This is a genomic window from Aquabacter cavernae (assembly GCF_003993795.1).
Taxonomy (GTDB): domain Bacteria; phylum Pseudomonadota; class Alphaproteobacteria; order Rhizobiales; family Xanthobacteraceae; genus Aquabacter; species Aquabacter cavernae.
In genome coordinates this window covers 720,906-743,053 of sequence record NZ_RWKV01000008.1, presented here as the reverse complement: position 1 = coordinate 743,053, position 22,148 = coordinate 720,906, and the positions used below count along the sequence as shown (strand labels likewise).

The window sequence follows — 22,148 nt, the reverse complement described above, 5'->3', positions numbered from 1 at the left end:
GGGAAGGTGGCGGGACGGGCCCGCCACCTCCAAGGCTCAGGCCTTGTCCAGCTTACCCTTGAGGGTCAGCGTGAAGTCGGCGCCCATGTACTTGAAGTGGGGCTGGACGGCCATGGAGACGCGATACCAGCCGGGCTCGCCTTCCACGTCCTCCACGTTGATCTGCGCGGCGCGCAGCGGGCGGCGGGAGCGCACTTCGGCGGAGGGATTCTCCTGGTCCGCCACATACTGGCGGATCCATTTGTTGAGCTCCGTCTCCAGCTCGACGCGGGTCTTCCAGCTTCCGATATTCTCGCGCTGGAGCACTTTGATGTAGTGCGCGAGGCGATTGATGATGAACATGTAGGGAAGCTGCGTGCCGAGCTTGTAATTCAGCTCCGCCGCCTTGCCCTCTTCGCTGTTGCCGAAGAATTTCGGCTTCTGCACCGAGTTGGCAGAGAAGAAGGAGGCGTTGTCCGTGCCCTTGCGCATGGTCAGCGCGATGAAGCCCTGTTCCGCCAGCTCATATTCCCGGCGGTCCGAGATGAGGGTCTCGGTGGGGATCTTCGCCTGAAGCTGGCCCATGGACTCGAAGGTGTGCAGCGGCAGGTTCTCCACCGCGCCACCGGACTGGGGGCCGATGATGTTCGGGCACCAGCGGAAGTTGGCGAAGCTCTCGGTGAGGCGGGTGGCGAAGGCGAACGCCGCATTGCCCCACAGATAGTTCTGCGTCGCCCCGGCGGAAGACTCCGAATAGTTGAACGACTTCACCGGGTTGCTGTCCTGCCCGTAAGGCAGGCGGAGCAGGAAGCGCGGAGCGGTGAGTCCCACATAGCGCGCATCCTCGCTCTGCCGGAAGCTGTTCCACTTGGCGTATTTCGGACCCTCGAAGATGGACTGCAGGTCCTTGAGGTTCGGCAGTTCCTCGAACGTGTCCACGCCGAACATCTGGGTGGACGCGGCGCCGATGACCGGGGCATGGGACATGGCGCCGACGCTGGCCATGTACTGGAGCAGCTTCACGTCCTGGGGGCCGGGGCCGAAGTCGTAATTGGTGACCACCGCGCCCAGCGGCTCGCCGCCGAACTGGCCGTATTCGGCCGTGTAGACGTGCTGATAGAGGCCGGAGCGGACCACTTCGGGGGAATCATCGAAGTCGGCCAGCAGGTCTGCCTTGGCGACGGAGAGCACTTCGACCTTGATGTTCTGGCGGAAGTCGGTGCGATCAACCAGGAACTTCAGGCCGCGCCAGGCGGATTCGAGTTCCTGGAAGGACTCGTTGTGGAAGACGGCGTCCAACTGGGCGGACAGCTTGCTGTCGATGGCGGCGATCATCTGATCCACCACAGCGCTGTTCACTTTTTCGTCACCACGGGTCGGCTTCAGAAGCTCGGACACGAAGGCGGCGACGCCGCGACGGGCGACATCATAGCCCTCGTCGCTGGGGCGCAGCTTCGTTTCCTGGAGGATCTGGTCCAGCATGGATGCTTCCGTGGTGGAAACGGATCCGGCCAGGGCTTCGGCGGTTTCAGGCGTGCTCATGGAAGAGGTCTCCGAATGTCTCGAACCCAGGGTGTGCCCGGATCGGATCAGCCCTTGTTCTGGGTGGTGTCGGTCACCTCGGAGAGGAAGCGCTGGCGCGCCGCATCGTCCTCGATCACGCTCTGGATCATCTTGCGGAAGGCGGGAATGTTGCCGAGCGGGCCCTTGAGGGCCACCAGCGCCTCGCGCAGCTCCAGAAGCCTCTTCAGTTCCGGCACCTGCTGCACGATGGCTTCCGGCTCGAAATCCTTCAGGCGGTCGAACTTGAGGCTGACCGAGACCTTCTCGTCCTGGCCCGCCTCGCTGAGCTTGTCGTCCACCGACAGGTCCAGGGACAGGTTCTGTGCCTTGAGCACCTCGTCGAAATTGTCCTTGTTGACATTGACGAGGCTGCGCTCCTCCACGGGGCGTTCGTCCGGCTTTTGGGTGAAGTCACCTACCACCAGAAGCTTGAGGGGAAGCTCCACTTCCTCCTTGGCGTTCCCCGTTGCGGGGCGATAGCGGATGTTGACGCGTTCCTTGGGTGCGACAGAGTCAGCCATGTTCCATTCCCCCTAATGATGCCTCAGGCGTGAACCAGCCGGACGGCGGTGCGAAGATCCAAACGGGCAATGCGCCTCTGGGCGCCTTCGATGCCGGACCTGAGGGCGCGATCGCCCAGCAGCTTCTCGGCGGACGGATGACGATAGGCACGCAGCGCCAAGCCGGCGCAGCGCAGCGCCAGCCCCGGCTCCCAGCCGTCCAGCTCGCGCCGGTCGGCCTCGGTTTCGAGGTGCTGGACCAGCGGCAGGGCGATAGCCGGTAAATCAAGATCGAGGCAGGTCTGGACCTGGAGCAGGTGCACGTCGAACCGCGCCCGTGCACCGAGCGCGCTGTCATGGGCCGACGAAAGGCGTTCCAGCGCCTCTGTCTTGTGGCCCGCGCCCACCATGTCGCGCACGTCGGCGGCAAGGTCCGCCAGTCCCTCGGAGGCGATGTCGCTGCCGGCTGGGCCGGCCGCAGGCGTGTGCTGTTCCAGCCAGGCACGGGTCGCGGAATCCGCGAAGGGCGTGCCGTCCTGGAAAGTCAGTTCGACGAGATTTGGTAGCCGGCGAATGAAGGCGAGGGTGAGATCGATCACAGCCTCCACCGCCATGGCATACGCAGGGCCGAGCGCCAGCAGGGCTTCCGCCGACATGCGATTCGCATCGATCCAGAACGGTGCCGAGCCGATCAGTCCCTCCAGGTCGCGCACCACCGCCTCGTGCTCTCCGGCGCGGCGCAGGGCCTCGACGCCTTGGCGGCGCTGGGCGGAGGGAGGCATGAGCGGCGTGGTGCCGGCCTTCGCATCCGGGGGGGCGGTGATGTCCAGCCAGGAGGCAGTGCGGGCCAGCCGGAAGCTGCGGGGGTCGGAGAGGTCCGCGTCCCGCAACTGGGCGGCGTGCTGGCGCATGCTGTCGGACAGCGCGCTGACGGCCCGTTCAAGGTCTGCGCCCACCGCGCCGCTGGGGGCGGACGGCGGCGGCGGAGGGGCAATTGCGCGTGTGGGGGAAGGCAGGAGGCTCCCGAGTGCGGCCGGCGCGGAAGACGGGGCAGTCTCGGGCGCCGCAGGGGCCGGCATTGCGGCCTGTGCCTCCGCGGCGGCCGCAGCCTGGGCCTCGGCTTCGGCCTGGGCGGCCTGCCGGGCGCGCTCTTCCTGGGCGCGCGCCAGCATGTCCCGCGCCTCCTGGGCCTTGGGGCGCACGGCGCGGACCAATTCGCCCAGGGCGACCTGTTCCTTCACCAGCTTTTCCGGAACCAGAATGTTCAGGTCTTCCAGGCGGCTGGCCGCATGAAGAAGGGCGGGAATGTCGGTTTCGGTCACCGGCAGGCCCGCTGCCACGGGTGTCGCGCGGCCCACCAGCCATTCGAGCACGCCGACCCGCGCCCGCTCGCGCTTGGGGGGCACGCTGTCCCAAAGGTCCGCCACCATGGCGTGAAGACCGTCCAGGCCCACGGCGAAGCCCCGCCAGCCCTCTGTCTGGAGGAGGGCATAGGTGAGCCACGCGCCCACCAGCAGGTCACGCCCCTGGTGGTTCAGAAGGTCCAGGGCGTCCCGGCTCACCTTGTCCCAGCGCACGGCGCCGGGGCCTTCGGTCTCGATGCGGCGAACCTCGATTTCCAATTCCTCGAACCGGGGCGTGGCACGCAGATCTGCGCCGACGGGATCGGGGGACAGCGGGGCGGCGAGCGCGACGCTTCGCGCATCCTCAAACGCCGGAATGGAATCCTCGCTCATGTCGCCTCGACCTTGCCCCGGCGCCCAGGGCGTCGGAGCGGAAACCGCCTGCCGTTTTCCCCGCCTTGTTTGACGGTGTCATGAAACCTGAATTGCGTTCTTGCGACGGTGCCCGCGAAATACCGGAGGAAAAGCCGCCCGCGAGAGCGGCCGCCCGCTGGAACGGAGCGCGCGGAGGATGGATAACGGCAGCGGCCGTTGCCATATGGAACGGCATATGCCGAAGTCAGGCAGGGGGCCGGCAGCCGGAACCCGGCGGGAGCGCGCGATGCGGACCTATCTCGATCTCCTCCAGCGCATTCTTGACGAGGGCGCGCGCAAGGATGACAGGACCGGCACCGGAACCCTGTCCGTGTTCGGCCACCAGATGCGCTTTCCCCTTGAGGAGGGCTTTCCCCTCGTCACCACCAAGAAGCTGCACCTGAAATCCATCGTCCATGAACTGCTCTGGTTCCTGGCCGGGGACACCAACATCCGCTACCTCAATGAGAACGGCGTCACCATCTGGGACGAGTGGGCCGATGAGCAGGGCGAGCTGGGGCCGGTCTACGGCCACCAATGGCGCTCCTGGCCGACGCCTGACGGGCAGGCCATCGACCAGATAGCGCAGCTTCTGACGGACATCCGGCGCAATCCGGACTCCCGCCGCCTGATCGTCACCGCCTGGAACCCGGCGGACGTGCCGAAGATGGCGCTGCCGCCGTGCCACTGCCTGTTCCAGTTCCATGTGGCGGACGGCCGGCTCTCCTGCCAGCTCTACCAGCGCTCGGCGGATGTGTTCCTGGGCGTGCCCTTCAACATCGCCTCCTATGCGCTGCTCACCCAGATGGTGGCGCAGGTGTGCGGGCTGAAGGCGGGCGATTTCGTCCATACGCTCGGCGACGCGCACCTCTATCTCAACCATCTGGACCAGGCGCGCGAGCAGCTGTCGCGCCCGCCCCGTCCGCTTCCCGTGCTGAAGCTGAATCCGGAAATCACCGACCTGTTCGCCTTCCGCTACGAGGACATCGCGTTCGAGGGCTACGCGCCTCATCCCGCCATCAAGGCGCAAGTGGCGGTCTGACCAGCGGCGCGGAGCCCCATTCTCACGCGCTTGTGCGGCTCGCTGCCCTGACTTTGCCTGCCGGGTCGGCCATGAGGGGCGCACACTGAGGGCCGCCCCTGCAGGGGTGGCAAGCGCGGAGCGCCTGATGCCGCTGTTCCACGAGAAGTCCGGCAAATTCTCTCCGGAGAAGACCATCGCTTTGGTCGCGTCCGTGGCGCCCGCCGTTTGGCTCGCGGCGCTCGCGCTGACGGGTGATCTCGGTGCGCGCCCGGTGACGGCAGCTATCCATTTCACCGGCCTATGGGCGGTGCGCTTCCTTCTGGTCAGCCTTGCCGTCACGCCGTTTCGGCGCATCTTCCATTGGCCCAAGCTGGTGCTGGCGCGGCGCACGCTGGGGCTGGCGGCGCTCGCTTACGCGGCCCTGCATCTGGGGCTCTATGTGGCCGATCTCGGCTTCGATCTCGGCGCGGCGGCGCGGGAGATCGCCCTGCGCTTTTATCTCACCATCGGCGCACTGGCCGTGGCGCTGCTGCTGGCCTTGGGCGGAACCTCCTTCGACCGGGTGATCCGCCGCATGGGCGCCAAGCGCTGGAACGCGCTGCATGCCAGCGTCTATGCCATCGCGGTTCTTGCTGTCGTCCATTTCCTCATCCAGTCCAAGCTGGATGTGAGCGAAGCGGTGCTGATGGGGGGGCTGCTGGTTTTCCTGTTCGCCTATCGCGTCGCCCACCGCATCACCAACAACGTGACCATCCCGCTGCTTGCGTGCGTGGTGCTCGGCTCTGCCCTGATGACCGCCGCGATGGAGGTGGGCTGGTATGCGGCGGCGACCGGCATCGATCCCCGGCTGGTGTTGGAGGCCAATTTCCAGCCCGCACAGGGCATCAGCCCCGCCTTGTGGGTGCTGACGGCGGGGACCGCTTTGACCCTCGCCGCCATCGTTCGGCGGCGCCTTTCGCCGCCCAAGCCGCCGGCCAAGGCGCGGATGGAGCGGCCTGTATCGCAGACGGAGCGTGCCACCCGCTCTTTGTCCTGAGGGAGGGGCATTCAGCAAAGTCCGAAGCCGGGTTATCTTTCTCCAAAAATGGAGGAGGGGACCATGGGGGCGGTGATCAGGAGTGGGTTGTGGTGGCTGTGCCTGTGCACGGCCCCGCTCGTGCTGGCGGGCATTGAGCTGTTCCATCCGTCGGGCTTCAGCAAGGATCCCGGCATGTATGCCTATCTGTGCGCGAGCCAGCCCTACAATCCGCGCTATTGGGCCCTCGGCTATTTCGGGCCGGAATGGTGGTTCACCCTTCATGTCATCCAGCTTCCTTTGCTGGGTCTCGTATCCGTGGGCCTCTGGCTGACCATGCACGGCATTGAGGACGGCATTGCTGCCGTCTGCGCATGGCTCTCGCGGATCGCCACCTTCATCTTCCTTCTCAGCTACACCTCGCTTGATTCCATCGGTGGCATCGGGCTCGGTCGCACCATGCTGAACATGCAGGCGCTGGAAGCTGCCGGAAAGCTCAACGCCCAGCAGATGGACGGCGCGGTGCTCCTGCTCGAAACCAACTGGGCCGATCCCTGGATCGGCGGCATGGGGTCCGTCGTCAGCCTCACGGGGTCCTGGGCCATCTTCGCCGCCTCGGTGTTCGCGGCAGCGGCGCTCTTCCTGACGCGCAAGGCGCCTTGGCCGGCCCTGATCCTGCTGATCGGCTTCGGCTGGGAGATCCAGGTGAGCCATGCGAGCCCGCACGGCCCCATCGGCTTCGCGCTGCTCGTCATCGCTGCCGCGTGGATCCGGCTGGCGAGCATGCCTTCGGCCGCGCCCCGGGCACCTAGCGTCGTGACGGCGGCAGGCTGATCAGGCGAAGCGCGCGAGGAGGGCGGGCAGGGCGGTGTCCGGCGCGTGGCGCTCCCAGTCCGGCATCTGGTGGCGGAACCAGGTCTGCTGGCGCTTGGCATAGCGGCGCGTATCGGCCTGACCCTCCTGCGCGGCGCAGGCAAGGTCCAGTTCACCGCGCAGGTGCCGCATCAACGCGGGCACGCCATGGGCCTTGAGAATGGTGCGCTCCGGCGGCAGGTCGCGGCCCATGAGGACGGCCACCTCGTCCAGCGCGCCTGCCCGCAGCATGTCCTGGAAGCGGCTGTCGATGCGGGCGCGTAACTGGTCCCGGTCCATCTCCAGCACGACCCGCAGGCTGGTGCCGCCGTCCAGCAGCGGCGCGCCCGCCTGCGCCTGCCATTCGGCCAGGGGCTTGCCGGTGGCCTCCACCACTTCCAGTGCGCGCAGGATGCGCTGCCGGTCGGTGGGGCGCAGGCCGAAGGCCGTCAGGGGATCGCGGGTGGCGAGGCGGGCGTGAAGCACCTGGGCCGTGTCGGCTTCCGCCTCCAGCCGGATGCGGGCGCGCACCTCTTCGGGAATGGGGGGAACCGGCGCAAGGCCCTGGGTGAGCGCCCGGAAATAGAGCCCCGTGCCGCCCACGAAGATGGGCAGGCGCCCGGCCGCGCGGATGGCGGCGAGCACCTCGGCGGCGTCGGTGGTCCAGCGGCCCACCGAATAGTCGCTGTCCGCGTCCACATGGCCGAACAGGCGGTGGGTGCAGCGCGCTTCTTCTTCCTGGCTCGGACGGGCCGTGATGATGCGCAGATCGGCGTAAACCTGCATGGAATCGGCGTTCACGATCACGCCCCCGGTCTTTTCCGCGAGCGCCATGGCGAGCGCGGACTTGCCGCTCGCCGTCGGACCTGCGATGAGCACAGCTTCCGGTATTGCGCTGCACACTGGGGCGGCGTGCATCAGAACGTCCTCATTCGGGTGTTTCTCCATGGTCTATGTGGCGACCCTTATCTCAAATCCGTCCGAAGCGCTGGTGTCCCGCGACGTGGTGGCGGCGGCGCGCGCTGCCCTGCCCGCGGCGGGCGAGGGCCATGTGCTGCATACCGACATCGCCGTGGATATTCCCTTCGATCCGCCGCTGGGCGCCGAGCCCCGCGAACTGGCGGCGCAAGTGCGTGACGCGCTGGGCGGCGCGAAGGTGGACGTGGTCGTGCAACTGGCTGCCGACCGCCGCAAGCGCCTGTTCCTGGCGGACATGGATTCCACCATGATCGGCCAGGAATGCATCGACGAGTTGGCCGACCTTGCGGGTCTCAAGGCGCATGTGGCCGAGATCACCGAGCGGGCCATGCGCGGCGAGATCGCCTTCGAGCCGGCACTGCGCGAGCGCGTGGCTTTGCTGAAGGGACTGTCGGTGGGTGTCGTGGATCAACTGCTTCGCGAGCGCATCCATCTCACGCCCGGCGGGCCTGAGCTGGTGGGCACCATGAAGGCCAACGGGGCCTATACGGTTCTGGTGTCCGGCGGCTTCACCCTGTTCACCGAGGCGGTTGCCGCGCGCATCGGCTTCGACGAAAACCGCGCCAATCGGCTGGTGGTCGCGGACGGCGTGTTCGCGGGGCATGTGGTGGAGCCGATCCTCGGCCGCGAGGCGAAGACCGCTGCGCTCATGGAATATCGCGACCGCCTGCGCCTCTCCCCGTCCGAAACCCTGGCGGTGGGAGACGGGGCCAACGACCTCGGCATGCTCGGGGAGGCGGGGATCGGCGTCGCCTATCATGCGAAGCCGAAGGTGGCCGAGGCAGCGCATGTGCGCATCGACCATGGCGACCTGACCGCGCTGCTCTACATGCAGGGCTACACCCACGAGGAATTCACGCGGCTCTGAGCACGGCAGAAATCCCTGCGCGGGCCAGTCCTCGCGTCGGAGGGAAGGCGAGGGGGAGTGCCCCCTCGCGCAAACCTGAGATGATCCGGCGGGTCAGTTCAGCGGGATGGCCGCGTAGCGATTCTGCCCGTCGGAGTCCGTGACCAGCAACAAGGCATGGCTCCGTCCGGACTTCTTCAGGGCGTCGATGCGCTTCTGGATGTCGTCCGGGCTCGCCACCGTCTCCTGGCCCACTTCCAGCACCACCTGGCCGGTCTTGAGGCCCTTGTCGGCGGCGGCGGAGTTGCGCTCCACATTGAGGATGACGACGCCGGTCACGCCGTCCTTGATCTTGAAGCGCTTGCGCAGGTCGTCGCTCATGCTTGCCAGCTCGATGCCGAGCAGGCGCTGGGTGGCTGCCTTCGGGGCAGGGGCGGGCGTGTCCTTGGCGGCGGAGGCCTGCTTCTCGTCCTCGGGCATGCGGGCAATGGTCATCTTCAGGGCCTCTTCCTTGCCCTTGCGGATCACCACCACGTCCACTTCCTTGCCCACCGGCGTGTCGGCGACGATGCGCGGCAGGTCGCGCATCTCCTTCACATCCTTGCCGTCGAACTTCACCACCACGTCGCCGGCCTTCAGGCCGGCCTTGGCGGCGGGGCCGTCATCGGTGACGCCGCCCACCAGCGCACCGCGCGCCTTGCCGAGGCCGAGGCTTTCCGCGATCTCGTCGGTGACGCCCTGGATGCGCACGCCGATCCAGCCGCGCCGGACCTCCTTGAAGTCGCGCAACTGGGTGAGGATGGGTTCCGCAGTGGCGGAGGGCACCGCGAAGCCGATGCCGATCGAGCCGCCCGAGGGAGAGATGATGGCCGTATTGATGCCGATCACCTCGCCTTCCATGTTGAACAGCGGGCCGCCGGAATTGCCGCGATTGATGGAGGCATCGGTCTGGATGAAATTATCGTAGGGGCCGGAATTGATGTTGCGGTTCCGGGCCGAGACCACGCCCACGGTGAGCGTGCCGCCCAGGCCGAACGGATTGCCGATGGCCATCACCCAGTCGCCCACCCGCAGCTTGTCGGAATCGCCGAACTTCACGGCGGTGAGCGGCTTCTCCGGCTTTACCCGCAGCAAGGCGAGGTCGGTCTTGGGATCGCGACCCACCAGTTCCGCCTTCAGCTTCGAGCCGTCGTTGAAATTGGCGTAGATCTCGTCCGCGTCGGCGATGACGTGATTGTTCGTCACGATCAGGCCCGAGGGATCGATCACGAAGCCGGAGCCGAGCGAAGAGACGCGGCGCGAGCGCTGGCCGTTATTGTTGCCGTCATCGTCCGGCTGCTGGCGCCGCTTGAAGAACTCCTCGAAGAAGTCCTCGAAGGGCGAGCCGGGCGGAAGCTGGGGCGTGGGCACGCCCCGGGAGGCGGCCACATTCTGGGACGTGGAGATATTCACCACCGCGTCCATCACCACGGCGGCGGTGTCGGCGACCGTATCCGGTCCCTTGGTGGCGGCGGCTGCCGCGGGCAGCACGCCGACGGCGGCGGAGAGACAGAGGGCCAGCGCGACGGCCGGCGCGGACCAGATGCGGCTTCCAGCGGACATGACGTCTCCTCGCAGCCCGGCCCCGGCGCTGCCGCTGGGCCAAGGTCAAAACACAGCCAAGGTCAAATCAAACCGGGGCAATCCGAGGGCGAAGCATCGCCCCTGTCCCGCACCGCCCGTGACCAGACATGTCTACGAGGCGGAAGACGGTTGCCGCCGGTCATTGGACCCCGGCGCTGAATCGCCCGTGGGCAATGCAGCGCGTCCAGAGTGCCCTATCAGCCGCGCACGAGCCAAACCACAATCACGCCAACGGCGCCGACGATCAGCCCTGAAATGCGCAAAGGGGTCTCCGGCGCCTTGAGCACCGCCTTGACGGCGTTGCGCCAGGCGCCGGGAAACGCGGCGAGGACCAGTCCTTCGATAACGAGGACCAAGCCCACCGCCGCGAGAAGGTCCCGCATGCGAGACCGCGCCTCAGCGTGCCGGCACGGGAGCCGGGGCCGCAGTGGCACCCGGCGCCGCGGGCGCCCCACCCATGGGATCGGCGAAGTAGCGGAAGAACGACGTGGAGTCCGGGCTGATCACCAGGCGCGTATCGTTCGACCGCAGGCTCGCCTCGAAGGCCTGCATGGAGCGGTAGAACCCGAAGAAGTCCGGATCCCGGCCGAAGGCGTCGGCGAAGATCTTGTTGCGCTCCGCATCGCCTTCACCGCGCACCTGCTCGCCCTTGGAGTTGGCTTCCGCCACCACCACGGCCGCCTCACGGTCGGCACGGGCGCGGGTGCGCTGGGCCGCTTCGTTGCCTTGGGCGCGGATTTCGGCCGCTTCACGCTGGCGCTCGGTTTGCATCCGCTGGAATACCGCCTGGCTGTTGGCCTCCGGCAGATCCGCGCGACGGATGCGCACGTCCACGATGGTGATGCCGAAATTGGCCGCCTCGCGGTTCACCTGCTCGCCGATGCGGGCCATGAGCGCCTCGCGCTCGTCCCGCACCACGCGGACGAAGGTGCTCTCGCCCAGAACCCGGCGCAGCGCCGAGTTGAGGATGGTGGCGAGGCGGGAATTGGCCGCCTCCACGGTACCGACCGACTGGTAGAACTTCAGCGCATTGGTGATCCGGTAGCGCGCGAAGGCGTCCACCACGATCCGCTTCTGGTCGGAGGCGATCACCTCCTGTTGGGGGTTTTCCAGGTCCAGGATGCGGTTGTCCACATAGACCACGTTGTCGATGAACGGCAGCTTCCAGTGCAGGCCGGGCGTGGTGACGGGCGCCTGCGGGTTACCGAAGCGCAGCACCAGGGCCTGCTGGGTCTGGTTGACGATGAAGGCGGACGAATAGAGGCCCACCGCCACCAGGATCAGGACGACGACGGCGATGCCGCCGAGGAAGGAGTTCTTCACCGGACGGCTCCTTGGTTGGAGGTACCTTGAGCCGGCGTGCCGGACGGTTGGGGACGACGCCCGAGTTCACCGAGCGGGAGCAGGGGCAGCACGCCACCCGCATTGTCGCGACCGGCTGTTCCGGCGTCGAGCAGCACCTTGTCCATGGGGCCGAGCACGCGCTCCATGGTCTCGAAATACATGCGCTGGCGCGTCACGTCCTTGGCGTTCACATACTGCTCGTAGATCTGGATGAAGCGGGACGCTTGGCCGCGCGCCTCCACGACGGTGCGCTCGCGATAGGCCTGGGCGGAGTTCTCGATGCGCGAAGCCTCGCCGCGCGCTTCCGGCAGGACGCGGTTGGCGTAGGTCTGCGCCTCGTTTTGTGCGCGCTCGGCATCCGCGCGGGCGGCCTGCACGTCGCGGAACGAGTCGATGACCTGCGACGGGGGATCCACCTTCTGGAGCTGAACCTGGGTGACGCGCACGCCCGCCTTGTACTGGTCAAGGGTGCGCTGCATCAGGTCCTGCACGCCGGTCTCGATGGTCTGGCGCGCGCCGGTAAGGATCGGCTGGATGTTGGTACGCCCGATCACCTCGCGCATGGCGCTCTCGGCCACGGCCTTGATGGTGCCTTCGGGGTTCTGGACGTTGAACAGGAAGTGCTCCGCGTCCGAGATGACCCAGAACACCGCGAAGTCCACATCGACGATATTCTCGTCGCCTGTGAGCATCAGGCTCTCTTCCGGCACGTCGCGCACCACGGCACTGCCGCGGCGCGGGTCGTCGGTGAGGCGCATGCCGATGTCGATGCGGTTGACGCGGGTGACCTTGGGGGTCAGCACGGTCTCGACCGGGTAGGGGAGGTGATAGTTCAGGCCCGGCTGGGTGAGCTGGACGAACTTGCCGAACCGCAGGACCACGCCCTGCTCGTCGGGCTCGACCCGGTAGAAGCCGGAGAGCAGCCAGCCGCCGATCGCCAGGGCCACCAGGAGGATGATGCCCTTGGCGCCCATGGAGCCGGGGAGCATGTGCCGGAGCCGGTCCTGGCTGCGGCGGATCAGATCCTCAATGTCCGGCGGCGTCGGGCCCGATGAGGAGGGCCCTGAACCCCAGGGTCCGCGAGGCCCATTTCCCCATGGACCTCCACTCTGATTCTTCCACGACATCCGCCGTCTCCCATCGGATCGCCGCGCATGCGGCAGTCCAATCACCTGCGTCTCCGCCACCATCCGGCCCTGCCGCGCGGCCCGCCCGAGGGCGGTTCCGATGCGGCCCGGAGGCAGCGGGTTATAGAAAGGCACGCGTCACGATTCAACGTGGCGCGTGCCCGCATGTCCCTCAGATAGGTGAGCTATCCGCCTTACGCAACGGTAGCGCTGGCGGTGCCGCGCTCATTTGCGCCATGAGAACGGCCACTGCTGGCAAATCCCCGATAGTGATCGAGCACGAAAAGCCGGATGGCGGAGGACAAATTGCCCTGGGTGCGCGAAGAATCGATGGTCGCGACGAGATCCGACAAGGTGAGCCGCCGGCTCGCGGCGATTTCCTTCAGAGCATCCCAGAACGCATCTTCCAGGCTCACGCTGGTCTTGTGTCCGGCGATAACGATCGACCGTTTCACCACGGGGCTTTTCATGTTTGTTCCCTCTTCGTGAGCGAGTGGCCGTCAAGCTTGCGCCGCTGCGCGTCCTGCTCGGCAGTTTCCGCCTCGCGCTCGGCCTTTGTGCGGCCGAACTTGCGGCGGTTCTCAGCCGCAGTGACCTCGGCCTGGCTTCGCGCGGCTGACTTGCGCACTCGGCCCAGATTGACGAGCTCGCCCACTTCAAACCTCGATAGGTGGCTTGGTTTCCCCAGAACCAGCCGGGTCTCGCCCGCAGAACGCGCCCAAGGCCCTCTCCCCTGCCACGGACGCTGCGAACCCTCGCAGTAAGCCTGCGATAGAGGGCGAAGCTATGGCAATTCTCTGCTTCGCTCGCCTTCTCAGGCTACCTCCGCGTAACTATTTTACATTTGCCGACGGCATTGAAGCCGATCCGCTTCCCTCCAGCCGCGTGTGGCTCTAGAAGCCTCCCGGAATACGGACCAGGTGGAGAAACTGCCCATGACTGCCACGCGCACCGAAACCGATACGTTCGGTCCCATCGAAGTCGCCGCGGATCGCTATTGGGGTGCGCAGGCGCAGCGGTCGCTGGGCAACTTCAAGATCGGCTGGGAACGCCAGCCCGCTCCCGTGGTCCGTGCTCTCGGAATTGTGAAGCGCGCGGCCGCCGAGACCAACATGGCGCTCGGTCGCCTGGACGCCAATCTGGGCGCTGCCATCATCCGGGCCGCGGATGAGGTGATCGCCAACACGCTGGACGATCATTTCCCCCTGGTGGTCTGGCAGACCGGCTCGGGCACCCAGTCCAACATGAATGCCAATGAGGTGATCTCGAACCGCGCCATCGAGATGCTGGGCGGGGAGATGGGCTCCAAGAAGCCGGTCCACCCCAATGACCACGTCAATATGAGCCAGTCGTCCAACGACACTTACCCCACGGCCATGCATGTGGCCTGCGCGGAAGAGATCGTTCACCGGCTGCTGCCCGCGCTGCGCACCCTGCATGCGGCGCTGGACGACAAGGCCAAGCTGTGGGCGCACATCATCAAGATCGGCCGCACCCACACCCAGGACGCCACCCCGCTGACGCTGGGCCAGGAATTCTCCGGCTATGCCACGCAGGTGGAGAACGGCATCCGGCGCATCGAGATGACCCTGCCGGCGCTCATGGCGCTCGCCCAGGGCGGCACCGCCGTGGGCACCGGCCTCAACGCGCCGGTGGGCTTCGCCGAAATGGTGGCCGAGCACATCGCCGCCATCACCGGCCTGCCCTTCACCTCCGCGCCGAACAAGTTCGAGGCGCTGGCGGCTCATGACGCCATGGTGTTCTCGCACGGCGCCATCAACACGGTGGCGGCCTCGCTGTTCAAGATCGCCAACGACATCCGCTTCCTCGGCTCGGGCCCGCGCTCGGGCCTCGGCGAGCTGTCGCTGCCGGAGAACGAGCCCGGTTCCTCCATCATGCCGGGCAAGGTGAACCCCACCCAGTGCGAGGCCATGACGCAGGTCTGCGTGCAGATCTTCGGCAACAATGCCGCGCTTACCTTCGCCGGCAGCCAGGGCCATTTCGAGCTGAACGTGTTCAACCCGGTGATGGCCTACAACTTCCTCCAGTCCGTGCGGCTCATGGCGGATGCCGCCAACAGCTTCACCGAGCATTGCGTGGTGGGCATCGAGCCGCGCGAGGACAACATCAAGGCGGCGCTTGAGCGCTCCCTGATGCTGGTGACGGCGCTGGCGCCGAAGATCGGCTACGATGCGGCGGCCAAGATCGCCAAGACCGCGCACAAGAACGGCACCACGCTGCGCGACGAGGCGGTCGGCGGCGGCTACGTGACGAACGAGGAGTTCGACGCGGTCGTCCGTCCCGAAAAGATGATCTCTCCCGGCTGATCGCACGCCGCCAACCGATGACAGCCGGCGGCGCCTCCGGGCGCCGCCGCCGCACCGGGCCCGCCGGGGTCCGGCGGCACCCGAGGTCTCACGGCACATGAGGTCCGACATGGCTTTCACAGCATCCGCGCTTCGCCGCACCGCTCCCATTTTCCTCCTGCTCGCCACTCTTTCGCTGGGCGGATGCGGGATCAATGCCATCCCCACGGAGGAGGAGCGGGCCAAGGCCGCCTGGAGCGAGGTGCTGAACCAGTATCAGCGCCGCTCGGACCTGATCCCGAATCTGGTGGAGACCGTGAAGGGCTACGCCCAGCAGGAGAAGGACGTGCTCACCCAGGTGGTGGAAGCGCGGGCCAAGGCCACCTCCGTGCGGGTGGATGCCTCCACCATTACCGACCCGGCCCAGTTCAAGCAGTTCCAGGATGCCCAGTCCCAGCTCTCGGGCGCCCTCGGGCGGCTGATCGCCGTGGCGGAAGCCTATCCGGACCTGAAGTCCAACCAGAACTTCCTGGCCCTCCAGTCGCAGATCGAGGGCACCGAGAACCGCATCGCTGTGGCGCGGCGCGATTATATCGAGGCGGTGCGCGTCTATAATACGGAGCTGCGCACCTTCCCGGGCGCGGTCTGGGCGTCCACCATCCATCGCTCTGCCAAGCCCATGGAGACCTTCACCATCTCCGAGCAGCAGATGCAGGTGCCGAAGGTGAAGTTCTGATTGGCGGAGCCGCCGCCATGACCGCACGCCCCACGCTTCAAGCGCGACGCAGGACTGCCTCTCCGGCAGTGCTGCGTGGCTTCGGCGTGTGGCTCGCCGCCCTCGTCCTGCTGTTCGCGAGTCTTCCCGCCGCAGCCGATCTCACCTTTCCCCCGCTCAGCGGGCGCGTGGTGGATGCGGCGCATGTGCTGGACTGGGACACGCTGGTGGCGCTCGACCGCAAGCTGGCGGCGCAGGAGGCGAAGGCGAGCGACCAGTTCGTGGTGGCCACCGTGCCCTCGCTCCAGGGCACTTCCATCGAGGATTACGCGAACCAGCTGTTCCGCCATTGGAAGTTGGGGCAGGCAAAGAAGAATAACGGCATCCTGCTGCTGGTGGCACCTAACGAGCGCAAGGTGCGGATCGAGGTGGGATACGGGCTGGAGGGCGTCATCACAGACGCCGTGGCCGGCACCATCATCCGCACCGCCGTCGTCCCGTCCTTCAAGGCCGGAGACATGGCCGCAGGCGTGGTGAAGGGGGCTGACGCCGTCATCGAGATTCTCAACCTCGATCCCGAGGAGGCCCGCCGTCGCGCCGAGGCGCTGGACCAGGGCGAGGATCCGGATGCGTGGATCCTCGGCATCATCTTCCTCATCATGCTTGTGATCTTCCTCATCATTATCTTTCGCGGCGGCGGTCGGCGCACCCGGCGCCGGGGTGGCGCCATCGCGTTCCCCACATCGGGTGGCGGGTGGAGCAGCGGCTCCTCCGGCGGCGGCTTCTCGGGAGGAGGGGGCTCGTCCGGCGGCGGCGGCGCCTCGGGGGGATGGTGAGCATGACCGAGCCCTCGCTCCGTTCGGAGGAAAGCCGCGCCCGCATAGAGGCAGCCGTGGCTGCCGCAGAGGCCCGCACGTCCGCGGAGATTCGCGTGGCCGTCACAAGTGCTCCTTTGGTGACGCACAGCTACCATGCGGCCTTGTGGGCGGCTCTGGCGGCCCTGGCGGCGCCGTGGCCGTTCTTGCTGCTCAAGCTCTCTCCCGCATGGCTGCTGGCCGGGCAGGCAGGCCTGTTCGTTCTCCTATGCCTCGTCTTCGCCCTGCCGCCACTCGCCCGCCGGCTGGTGCCGCGCCGCGAGGCACGCCTTGCGGCCGGGCAGCTTGCCCGAACCGTCTTCCTCTCCCACGGCCTGCACCAGACATCCGGCCGGACGGGCCTGCTGATTCTGGTGGCCCCCGGCGAGCGACTGGTGGAAGTGGTGGCGGACGAAGGGATTCATGCCCGACTTGGCGCGGATGCGTGGCGGCGAATCTGCGCGGCCGTCTCCGAGCGGGCAGGGCAGGGCGAGCTGACACTGGGAATCGAAGCGGCGGTTGTTCTTGCCGGAGACCTGCTGAGCGGCCCCTTTCCACGCGCGGCGGATGATAGAAACGAGATCAACGACCGGGTGGTCTTGTTATAATCTGTCGCTTGGCGGCGATTTCGGGCAGAGGCGGCTCGAAAGGTAGCTATTTTGCTAAGGTCCTGCCTGCCGGGCCTTGACGCACGGCGACTCTCCCGGTAGAAGCCCATCCACTTCGAGGCAGGCGGTCGGCGCCTCCAATGATCGGTGCGGCAAACCCAAACGGGCGCCCCGATCGGAATGCCGAAACGCTGCCAGGAACAGCACTGCGAGACAAGGGTGCATGATCGCGGCGCCTCCCCTCTGGGGATAGTGGCGTGATCCTCTGTCGCGAACGAGACGGGTCGGTGCTTCGGCATCCCGGCACGTCTGGCCGTTCCTGGACCGCCGAGGGGCGTCAGCCCTTCGGCGCGACAACTGTTTTGCGCGGCCTTGATAGGTCGCAGATGAGCGCGGTCCCTCGGGACCGCATAAATTCAAGAATGCGGCGAAAGCCGCAGGTCAGGACGAGGCGAAGGCGTACATGCCGACGATCAACCAGCTGATCCGGAAGCCGCGGGAAGCGCAGAAGGCGCGGGACAAGGCTCCCGCCCTGCAGGAGAGCCCGCAGAAGCGTGGTGTGTGCACCCGCGTCTACACCACGACCCCGAAGAAGCCGAACTCGGCGCTTCGTAAGGTTGCCAAGGTGCGGCTGACCAACAGCTACGAAGTGATCGGTTACATCCCCGGCGAGGGTCATAACCTTCAGGAGCACTCCGTGGTCATGATCCGCGGCGGCCGTGTGAAGGATCTTCCCGGTGTGCGTTACCACATCCTCCGTGGCGTCCTGGATACCCAGGGCGTGAAGAACCGTAAGCAGCGCCGTTCGAAGTACGGCGCGAAGCGTCCGAAGTGATCTGAGGAGATCCGAAAATGTCTCGTCGTCATCGGGCCGAGCGCCGCGAAGTCATCCCCGACGCCAAGTATGGCAACCTCACCCTCAGCCGGTTCATGAATTCCATCATGCGCGACGGCAAGAAGTCGGTTGCCGAGTCCATTGTGTACGGCGCTCTCGACACCGTCGAGTCCAAAGCCAAGCACGATCCGGTCGAGGTCTTCATCCAGGCGCTTGAGAACGTCGCCCCCGCCGTTGAAGTGCGGTCCCGCCGCGTCGGCGGCGCGACCTACCAGGTTCCCGTCGAGGTGCGCACTGAGCGCCGCCAGACCCTCGCGATCCGTTGGCTCATCACCTCGGCCCGCGCCCGCAACGAGAAGACCATGGTGGAGCGTCTCTCCGCCGAGCTGCTCGACGCGGCCAACAATCGCGGCAACGCGGTGAAGAAGCGCGAAGACACGCACCGTATGGCGGAAGCCAACCGTGCCTTCTCTCATTATCGCTGGTGATCGGAGAGGACTGAGCTATGCCCCGCACTCACGCCATCGAAGACTACCGCAACTTCGGCATCATGGCCCACATCGATGCCGGCAAGACCACGACCACCGAGCGGATTCTTTACTACACGGGTAAGAGCCACAAGATCGGCGAAGTCCATGATGGCGCTGCCACCATGGATTGGATGACGCAGGAGCAGGAGCGTGGCATCACGATCACCTCTGCTGCGACCACCGCCTTCTGGGAAGGCAAGCGCCTGAACATCATCGACACCCCCGGGCACGTGGACTTCACCATTGAAGTCGAGCGTTCCCTGCGTGTGCTCGACGGTGCGGTGTGCGTGCTGGACGGCAACCAGGGCGTCGAGCCCCAGACCGAGACCGTGTGGCGCCAGGCGGACAAGTACAACGTGCCGCGTATCGTGTTCGTCAATAAGATGGACAAGATCGGTGCCGACTTTTACCGCTGCGTCGAGATGATCATCGACCGCGTGGCCGGCAACCCCGTTTGCTGCCAGCTGCCGATCGGTTCCGAGAGCAACTTCAAGGGCATCATCGACCTCGTCCGCATGAAGGCGGTCGTTTGGGAAGACGAAGCCCTCGGAGCGAAGTTCCATGACGAAGAGATCCCTGCGGATCTCCTCGACAAGGCTGTCGAGTATCGCGGCAAGCTGATCGAAGCGGCTGTGGAGCTGGATGACGACGCGCTCGCCAACTACCTGGACGGCGTTGAGCCGGATGAGGCGACCCTCAAGTCCCTGATCCGCAAGGCGGTCGTCCTGCGCAAGTTCAACCCGGTGTTCTGCGGATCCGCCTTCAAGAACAAGGGCGTGCAGCCCCTGCTCGACGCGGTGGTGGATTATCTGCCGAGCCCCATCGATCGCGGCGCGATCAAGGGTATCGACTTCAAGACCGAAGAAGAGACCGTCCGTACCCCGACTGATAGCGAGCCCGTCTCGGTGCTCGCGTTCAAGATCATGGACGACCCCTTCGTCGGCACGATCACCTTCTGCCGGATTTATTCCGGCGTGATGGAAGCCGGCATGGGCCTGCTCAATTCCACCCGTGACAAGCGCGAGCGTGTCGGGCGGATGCTGCTCATGCATGCCAACAACCGCGAAGACATCAAGGAAGCCTATGCCGGCGACATCGTCGCCCTGGCTGGCCTGAAGGATGTGCGCACCGGCGATACGCTGTGCGACACCAACAAGCCGGTCATCCTTGAGAAGATGGAGTTCCCCGAGCCGGTCATCGAGATCGCGATCGAGCCCAAGTCCAAGGCGGACCAGGAAAAGCTCGGTATCGCGCTGTCGAAGCTGGCTGCTGAGGATCCGTCCTTCCGCGTGTCCACCGACCACGAGAGCGGCCAGACCATCCTGAAGGGGATGGGCGAACTGCACCTCGACATCAAGGTGGACATCCTGCGGCGCACCTACAAGGTCGACGCGAACGTGGGCGCCCCGCAGGTTGCCTATCGTGAGACGCTGACCAAGAAGACCGAGCTGGACTACACCCATAAGAAGCAGACCGGTGGTACCGGTCAGTTCGCCCGGGTGAAGTTCGTGGTCCAGCCGAACGAAGTGGGCAAGGGCTTCGAGTTCGAAAGCCTCATCGTCGGTGGCGCGGTGCCGAAGGAATATATCCCCGGCGTCCAGAAGGGCCTCGAAAGCGTGCTCGGTGCGGGCGTGCTGGCGGGCTTCCCGGTGGTGGACGTGAAGGTGCAGCTCATCGACGGCGCCTATCACGAAGTGGACTCGTCTGCCCTGGCGTTCGAGATCGCGTCCCGCGCGGCATTCCGTGAGGCCCTTCAGAAGGGTGGCTCGGTGCTGCTGGAGCCGATCATGAAGGTCGAGGTCGTCACCCCCGAGGACTATACGGGCTCGGTGATCGGCGATCTCAACTCCCGCCGTGGTCAGATCCAGGGCCAGGACATGCGCGGCAACGCGAATGTCATCAACGCCATGGTGCCCCTGGCCAACATGTTCGGTTACGTGAACACCCTGCGCTCTTTCAGCCAGGGCCGCGCGACCTTCACCATGCAGTTCGACCACTACGAGCAGGTGCCGTCGAACGTCGCTCAGGAGGTTCAGGCGAAATACGCCTGAGCCTCACCCTGAACCCGAACTGAATTCGCCAGCGAGACCCAACGGAGAGTCCCATGGCCAAAGCAAAATTTGAGCGCAACAAGCCGCACTGCAACATCGGCACGATTGGTCACGTTGACCATGGCAAGACGTCGCTGACGGCGGCGATCACGAAGGTTCTTGCCGAGACCTCGGGCGGCGCGACGTTCACGGCGTATGACCAGATCGACAAGGCGCCTGAAGAGAAGGCGCGCGGCATCACGATTTCCACGGCGCACGTGGAATACGAGACCGCGAACCGCCACTATGCGCACGTGGACTGCCCTGGCCACGCCGACTATGTGAAGAACATGATCACCGGCGCGGCGCAGATGGACGGCGCGATCCTGGTTGTGTCGGCTGCCGACGGCCCGATGCCGCAGACCCGCGAGCACATCCTGCTGGCCCGCCAGGTGGGCGTGCCCGCGCTGGTGGTGTTCCTGAACAAGTGCGACATGGTCGATGATCCGGAGCTCCTGGAGCTCGTGGAGATGGAAGTGCGCGAGCTGCTTTCGTCCTACGACTTCCCGGGCGACGACATCCCGATCGTGAAGGGCTCTGCGCTGATGGCGCTGGAGAACAAGTCCCCTGAGCTGGGCACCGAGGCGATCCTCGAGCTGATGGCGCAGGTGGACAAGTACATCCCGCAGCCCGAGCGTCCCGTTGACCTGCCGTTCCTGATGCCCATCGAAGACGTGTTCTCGATCTCGGGCCGCGGCACGGTGGTGACCGGTCGCGTTGAGCGCGGCATCGTGAAGGTGGGCGAGGAAGTCGAGATCGTCGGCATCCGTCCGACGCAGAAGACCACGGTCACCGGCGTCGAGATGTTCCGCAAGCTGCTCGACCAGGGCCAGGCCGGCGACAACGTCGGCATCCTGGTTCGCGGCACGAAGCGCGAGGACGTGGAGCGCGGCCAGGTGGTGTGCAAGCCGGGTACGGTGAAGCCGCACACGAAGTTCAAGGCCGAAGCCTACATCCTGACGAAGGAAGAAGGCGGCCGTCATACGCCGTTCTTCACGAACTACCGCCCGCAGTTCTACTTCCGCACGACGGACGTGACGGGCGTGTGCACGCTGCCGGAAGGCACCGAAATGGTGATGCCCGGCGACAACGTGTCCATGGACGTGACGCTGATCGTCCCGATCGCCATGGAGGAGAAGCTGCGCTTCGCCATCCGTGAAGGTGGTCGTACCGTCGGCGCCGGCGTCGTCGCCGCCATCATCGAGTGAATGATTAAATAAAACGGGGCGCGTAGGTCGCCTGCGCGCCTCTTTTTGTTGGAGCCACAGAGCCATGAACGGCCAGAACATCCGGATCCGCCTCAAGGCGTTCGATCATCGTATTCTCGACGCCTCGACGCGCGAGATCGTCGCCACGGCCAAGCGCACCGGCGCTCAGGTCCGCGGCCCGATCCCGCTGCCGACGCGGATCGAGAAGTTCACCGTCAATCGCTCTCCGCACATCGATAAGAAGTCGCGCGAGCAGTTTGAGATGCGTACTCACAAGCGGTTGCTTGATATCGTCGATCCGACGCCCCAGACGGTGGACGCGCTGATGAAGCTCGACCTCGCCGCCGGCGTTGACGTCGAAATCAAGCTCTGACGTGAGGCGAGGAGACACGA

Annotated in this window: 23 protein-coding genes; 13 read left to right on the top strand and 10 right to left on the bottom strand. The window is 66.1% G+C overall.

From position 1 onward, the window contains the following. Window positions 1–36: 36 nt before the first annotated feature. The 3 genes from tssC to tssA are packed head-to-tail and all read right to left on the bottom strand — an operon-like array spanning window position 37 to window position 3,778. Window positions 37–1,521, bottom strand: coding sequence for a type VI secretion system contractile sheath large subunit (gene tssC / locus EJJ38_RS08170; protein WP_127089589.1), 1,485 nt, complete (start codon window positions 1,519–1,521; stop codon window positions 37–39). Window positions 1,522–1,568: 47 nt separating this feature from the next. After that, window positions 1,569–2,063, bottom strand: a complete 495-nt coding sequence (gene tssB, locus EJJ38_RS08165) for a type VI secretion system contractile sheath small subunit (protein ID WP_127089588.1) — start codon at window positions 2,061–2,063, stop codon at window positions 1,569–1,571. A 23-nt stretch (window positions 2,064–2,086) separates the two neighbouring features. Continuing rightward, entirely contained in the window at window positions 2,087–3,778 is a 1,692-nt protein-coding gene (tssA, locus tag EJJ38_RS08160; RefSeq protein WP_127089587.1) for a type VI secretion system protein TssA, read from the bottom strand. Window positions 3,779–4,046: 268 nt separating this feature from the next. On the opposite strand from tssA, the gene EJJ38_RS08155 reads away from it, so the two are divergent. From EJJ38_RS08155 to EJJ38_RS08145, 3 genes are all read left to right on the top strand, one after another. Continuing rightward, window positions 4,047–4,841, top strand: coding sequence for a thymidylate synthase (locus EJJ38_RS08155; RefSeq protein ID WP_127089586.1), 795 nt, complete (start codon window positions 4,047–4,049; stop codon window positions 4,839–4,841). A 127-nt stretch (window positions 4,842–4,968) separates the two neighbouring features. Further along, window positions 4,969–5,859, top strand: coding sequence for a protein-methionine-sulfoxide reductase heme-binding subunit MsrQ (locus EJJ38_RS08150; RefSeq protein WP_127089585.1), 891 nt, complete (start codon window positions 4,969–4,971; stop codon window positions 5,857–5,859). A gap of 63 nt (window positions 5,860–5,922) precedes the next feature. Beyond that, the gene (locus EJJ38_RS08145; protein WP_127089584.1) at window positions 5,923–6,672 is read left to right on the top strand and encodes a hypothetical protein; all 750 of its coding nucleotides are present in this window, start codon (window positions 5,923–5,925) and stop codon (window positions 6,670–6,672) included. Here the strand turns inward: EJJ38_RS08145 and miaA are convergent, their stop codons facing one another. Then, complete coding sequence (gene miaA, locus EJJ38_RS08140; protein WP_127089583.1) at window positions 6,673–7,608, bottom strand: tRNA (adenosine(37)-N6)-dimethylallyltransferase MiaA; 936 nt, start codon at window positions 7,606–7,608, stop codon at window positions 6,673–6,675. Between the two features lie 28 nt (window positions 7,609–7,636). Between miaA and serB the strand changes: the two genes are divergently transcribed. Continuing rightward, window positions 7,637–8,536 carry a phosphoserine phosphatase SerB gene (gene serB, locus EJJ38_RS08135; RefSeq protein WP_127089582.1) on the top strand — a complete coding sequence of 300 codons (900 nt, stop codon included), beginning with the start codon at window positions 7,637–7,639 and terminating at the stop codon, window positions 8,534–8,536. Window positions 8,537–8,629: 93 nt separating this feature from the next. On the opposite strand, the gene EJJ38_RS08130 is transcribed toward serB, so the two are convergent. The 6 genes from EJJ38_RS08130 to EJJ38_RS08105 form a co-directional block, all read right to left on the bottom strand. Beyond that, complete coding sequence (locus tag EJJ38_RS08130) at window positions 8,630–10,117, bottom strand: DegQ family serine endoprotease (RefSeq protein ID WP_127089581.1); 1,488 nt, start codon at window positions 10,115–10,117, stop codon at window positions 8,630–8,632. Between the two features lie 218 nt (window positions 10,118–10,335). Continuing rightward, window positions 10,336–10,521: a DUF2065 domain-containing protein gene (locus EJJ38_RS08125; protein ID WP_127089580.1), complete on the bottom strand. Its 186-nt coding sequence runs from the start codon at window positions 10,519–10,521 to the stop codon at window positions 10,336–10,338. Between the two features lie 13 nt (window positions 10,522–10,534). Next, complete coding sequence (gene hflC, locus EJJ38_RS08120; protein ID WP_127089579.1) at window positions 10,535–11,461, bottom strand: protease modulator HflC; 927 nt, start codon at window positions 11,459–11,461, stop codon at window positions 10,535–10,537. Continuing rightward, entirely contained in the window at window positions 11,458–12,609 is a 1,152-nt protein-coding gene (gene hflK, locus EJJ38_RS08115) for an FtsH protease activity modulator HflK (protein WP_127089578.1), read from the bottom strand. The genes hflC and hflK overlap by 4 nt, the downstream gene beginning before the upstream one ends. A 194-nt stretch (window positions 12,610–12,803) precedes the next feature. After that, window positions 12,804–13,079, bottom strand: a complete 276-nt coding sequence (locus EJJ38_RS08110) for a ribbon-helix-helix domain-containing protein (RefSeq protein ID WP_127089577.1) — start codon at window positions 13,077–13,079, stop codon at window positions 12,804–12,806. Next, window positions 13,076–13,264, bottom strand: a complete 189-nt coding sequence (locus tag EJJ38_RS08105) for a DUF4169 family protein (protein WP_127089576.1) — start codon at window positions 13,262–13,264, stop codon at window positions 13,076–13,078. Before EJJ38_RS08105 ends, EJJ38_RS08110 begins: the two co-directional genes overlap by 4 nt. Before the next feature lie 280 nt (window positions 13,265–13,544). On the opposite strand from EJJ38_RS08105, the gene fumC reads away from it, so the two are divergent. The 9 genes from fumC to rpsJ all read left to right on the top strand — a co-directional run bounded on the left by fumC (window position 13,545) and on the right by rpsJ (window position 22,128). Continuing rightward, window positions 13,545–14,936, top strand: a complete 1,392-nt coding sequence (gene fumC / locus EJJ38_RS08100) for a class II fumarate hydratase (protein WP_127089575.1) — start codon at window positions 13,545–13,547, stop codon at window positions 14,934–14,936. A gap of 109 nt (window positions 14,937–15,045) precedes the next feature. Continuing rightward, window positions 15,046–15,651 carry a LemA family protein gene (locus EJJ38_RS08095; protein WP_127089574.1) on the top strand — a complete coding sequence of 202 codons (606 nt, stop codon included), beginning with the start codon at window positions 15,046–15,048 and terminating at the stop codon, window positions 15,649–15,651. A 17-nt stretch (window positions 15,652–15,668) separates the two neighbouring features. Then, window positions 15,669–16,466 (top strand): TPM domain-containing protein, encoded by a 798-nt coding sequence (locus tag EJJ38_RS08090; protein ID WP_127089573.1) that lies wholly within the window; start codon window positions 15,669–15,671, stop codon window positions 16,464–16,466. A 95-nt stretch (window positions 16,467–16,561) separates the two neighbouring features. Beyond that, window positions 16,562–17,092, top strand: coding sequence for a TPM domain-containing protein (locus tag EJJ38_RS08085; protein WP_127089572.1), 531 nt, complete (start codon window positions 16,562–16,564; stop codon window positions 17,090–17,092). 463 nt (window positions 17,093–17,555) lie between these two features. After that, window positions 17,556–17,927 (top strand): 30S ribosomal protein S12, encoded by a 372-nt coding sequence (gene rpsL, locus EJJ38_RS08080; protein ID WP_127089571.1) that lies wholly within the window; start codon window positions 17,556–17,558, stop codon window positions 17,925–17,927. A 17-nt stretch (window positions 17,928–17,944) separates the two neighbouring features. Further along, entirely contained in the window at window positions 17,945–18,415 is a 471-nt protein-coding gene (gene rpsG, locus EJJ38_RS08075) for a 30S ribosomal protein S7 (protein WP_127089570.1), read from the top strand. Between the two features lie 17 nt (window positions 18,416–18,432). Continuing rightward, window positions 18,433–20,508, top strand: coding sequence for an elongation factor G (gene fusA / locus EJJ38_RS08070; RefSeq protein ID WP_127089569.1), 2,076 nt, complete (start codon window positions 18,433–18,435; stop codon window positions 20,506–20,508). Between the two features lie 53 nt (window positions 20,509–20,561). Continuing rightward, window positions 20,562–21,755, top strand: a complete 1,194-nt coding sequence (gene tuf / locus EJJ38_RS08065) for an elongation factor Tu (RefSeq protein WP_127089568.1) — start codon at window positions 20,562–20,564, stop codon at window positions 21,753–21,755. A gap of 64 nt (window positions 21,756–21,819) precedes the next feature. Continuing rightward, entirely contained in the window at window positions 21,820–22,128 is a 309-nt protein-coding gene (rpsJ, locus tag EJJ38_RS08060) for a 30S ribosomal protein S10 (RefSeq protein WP_012113701.1), read from the top strand. The last annotated feature ends 20 nt before the right edge of the window (window positions 22,129–22,148 follow it).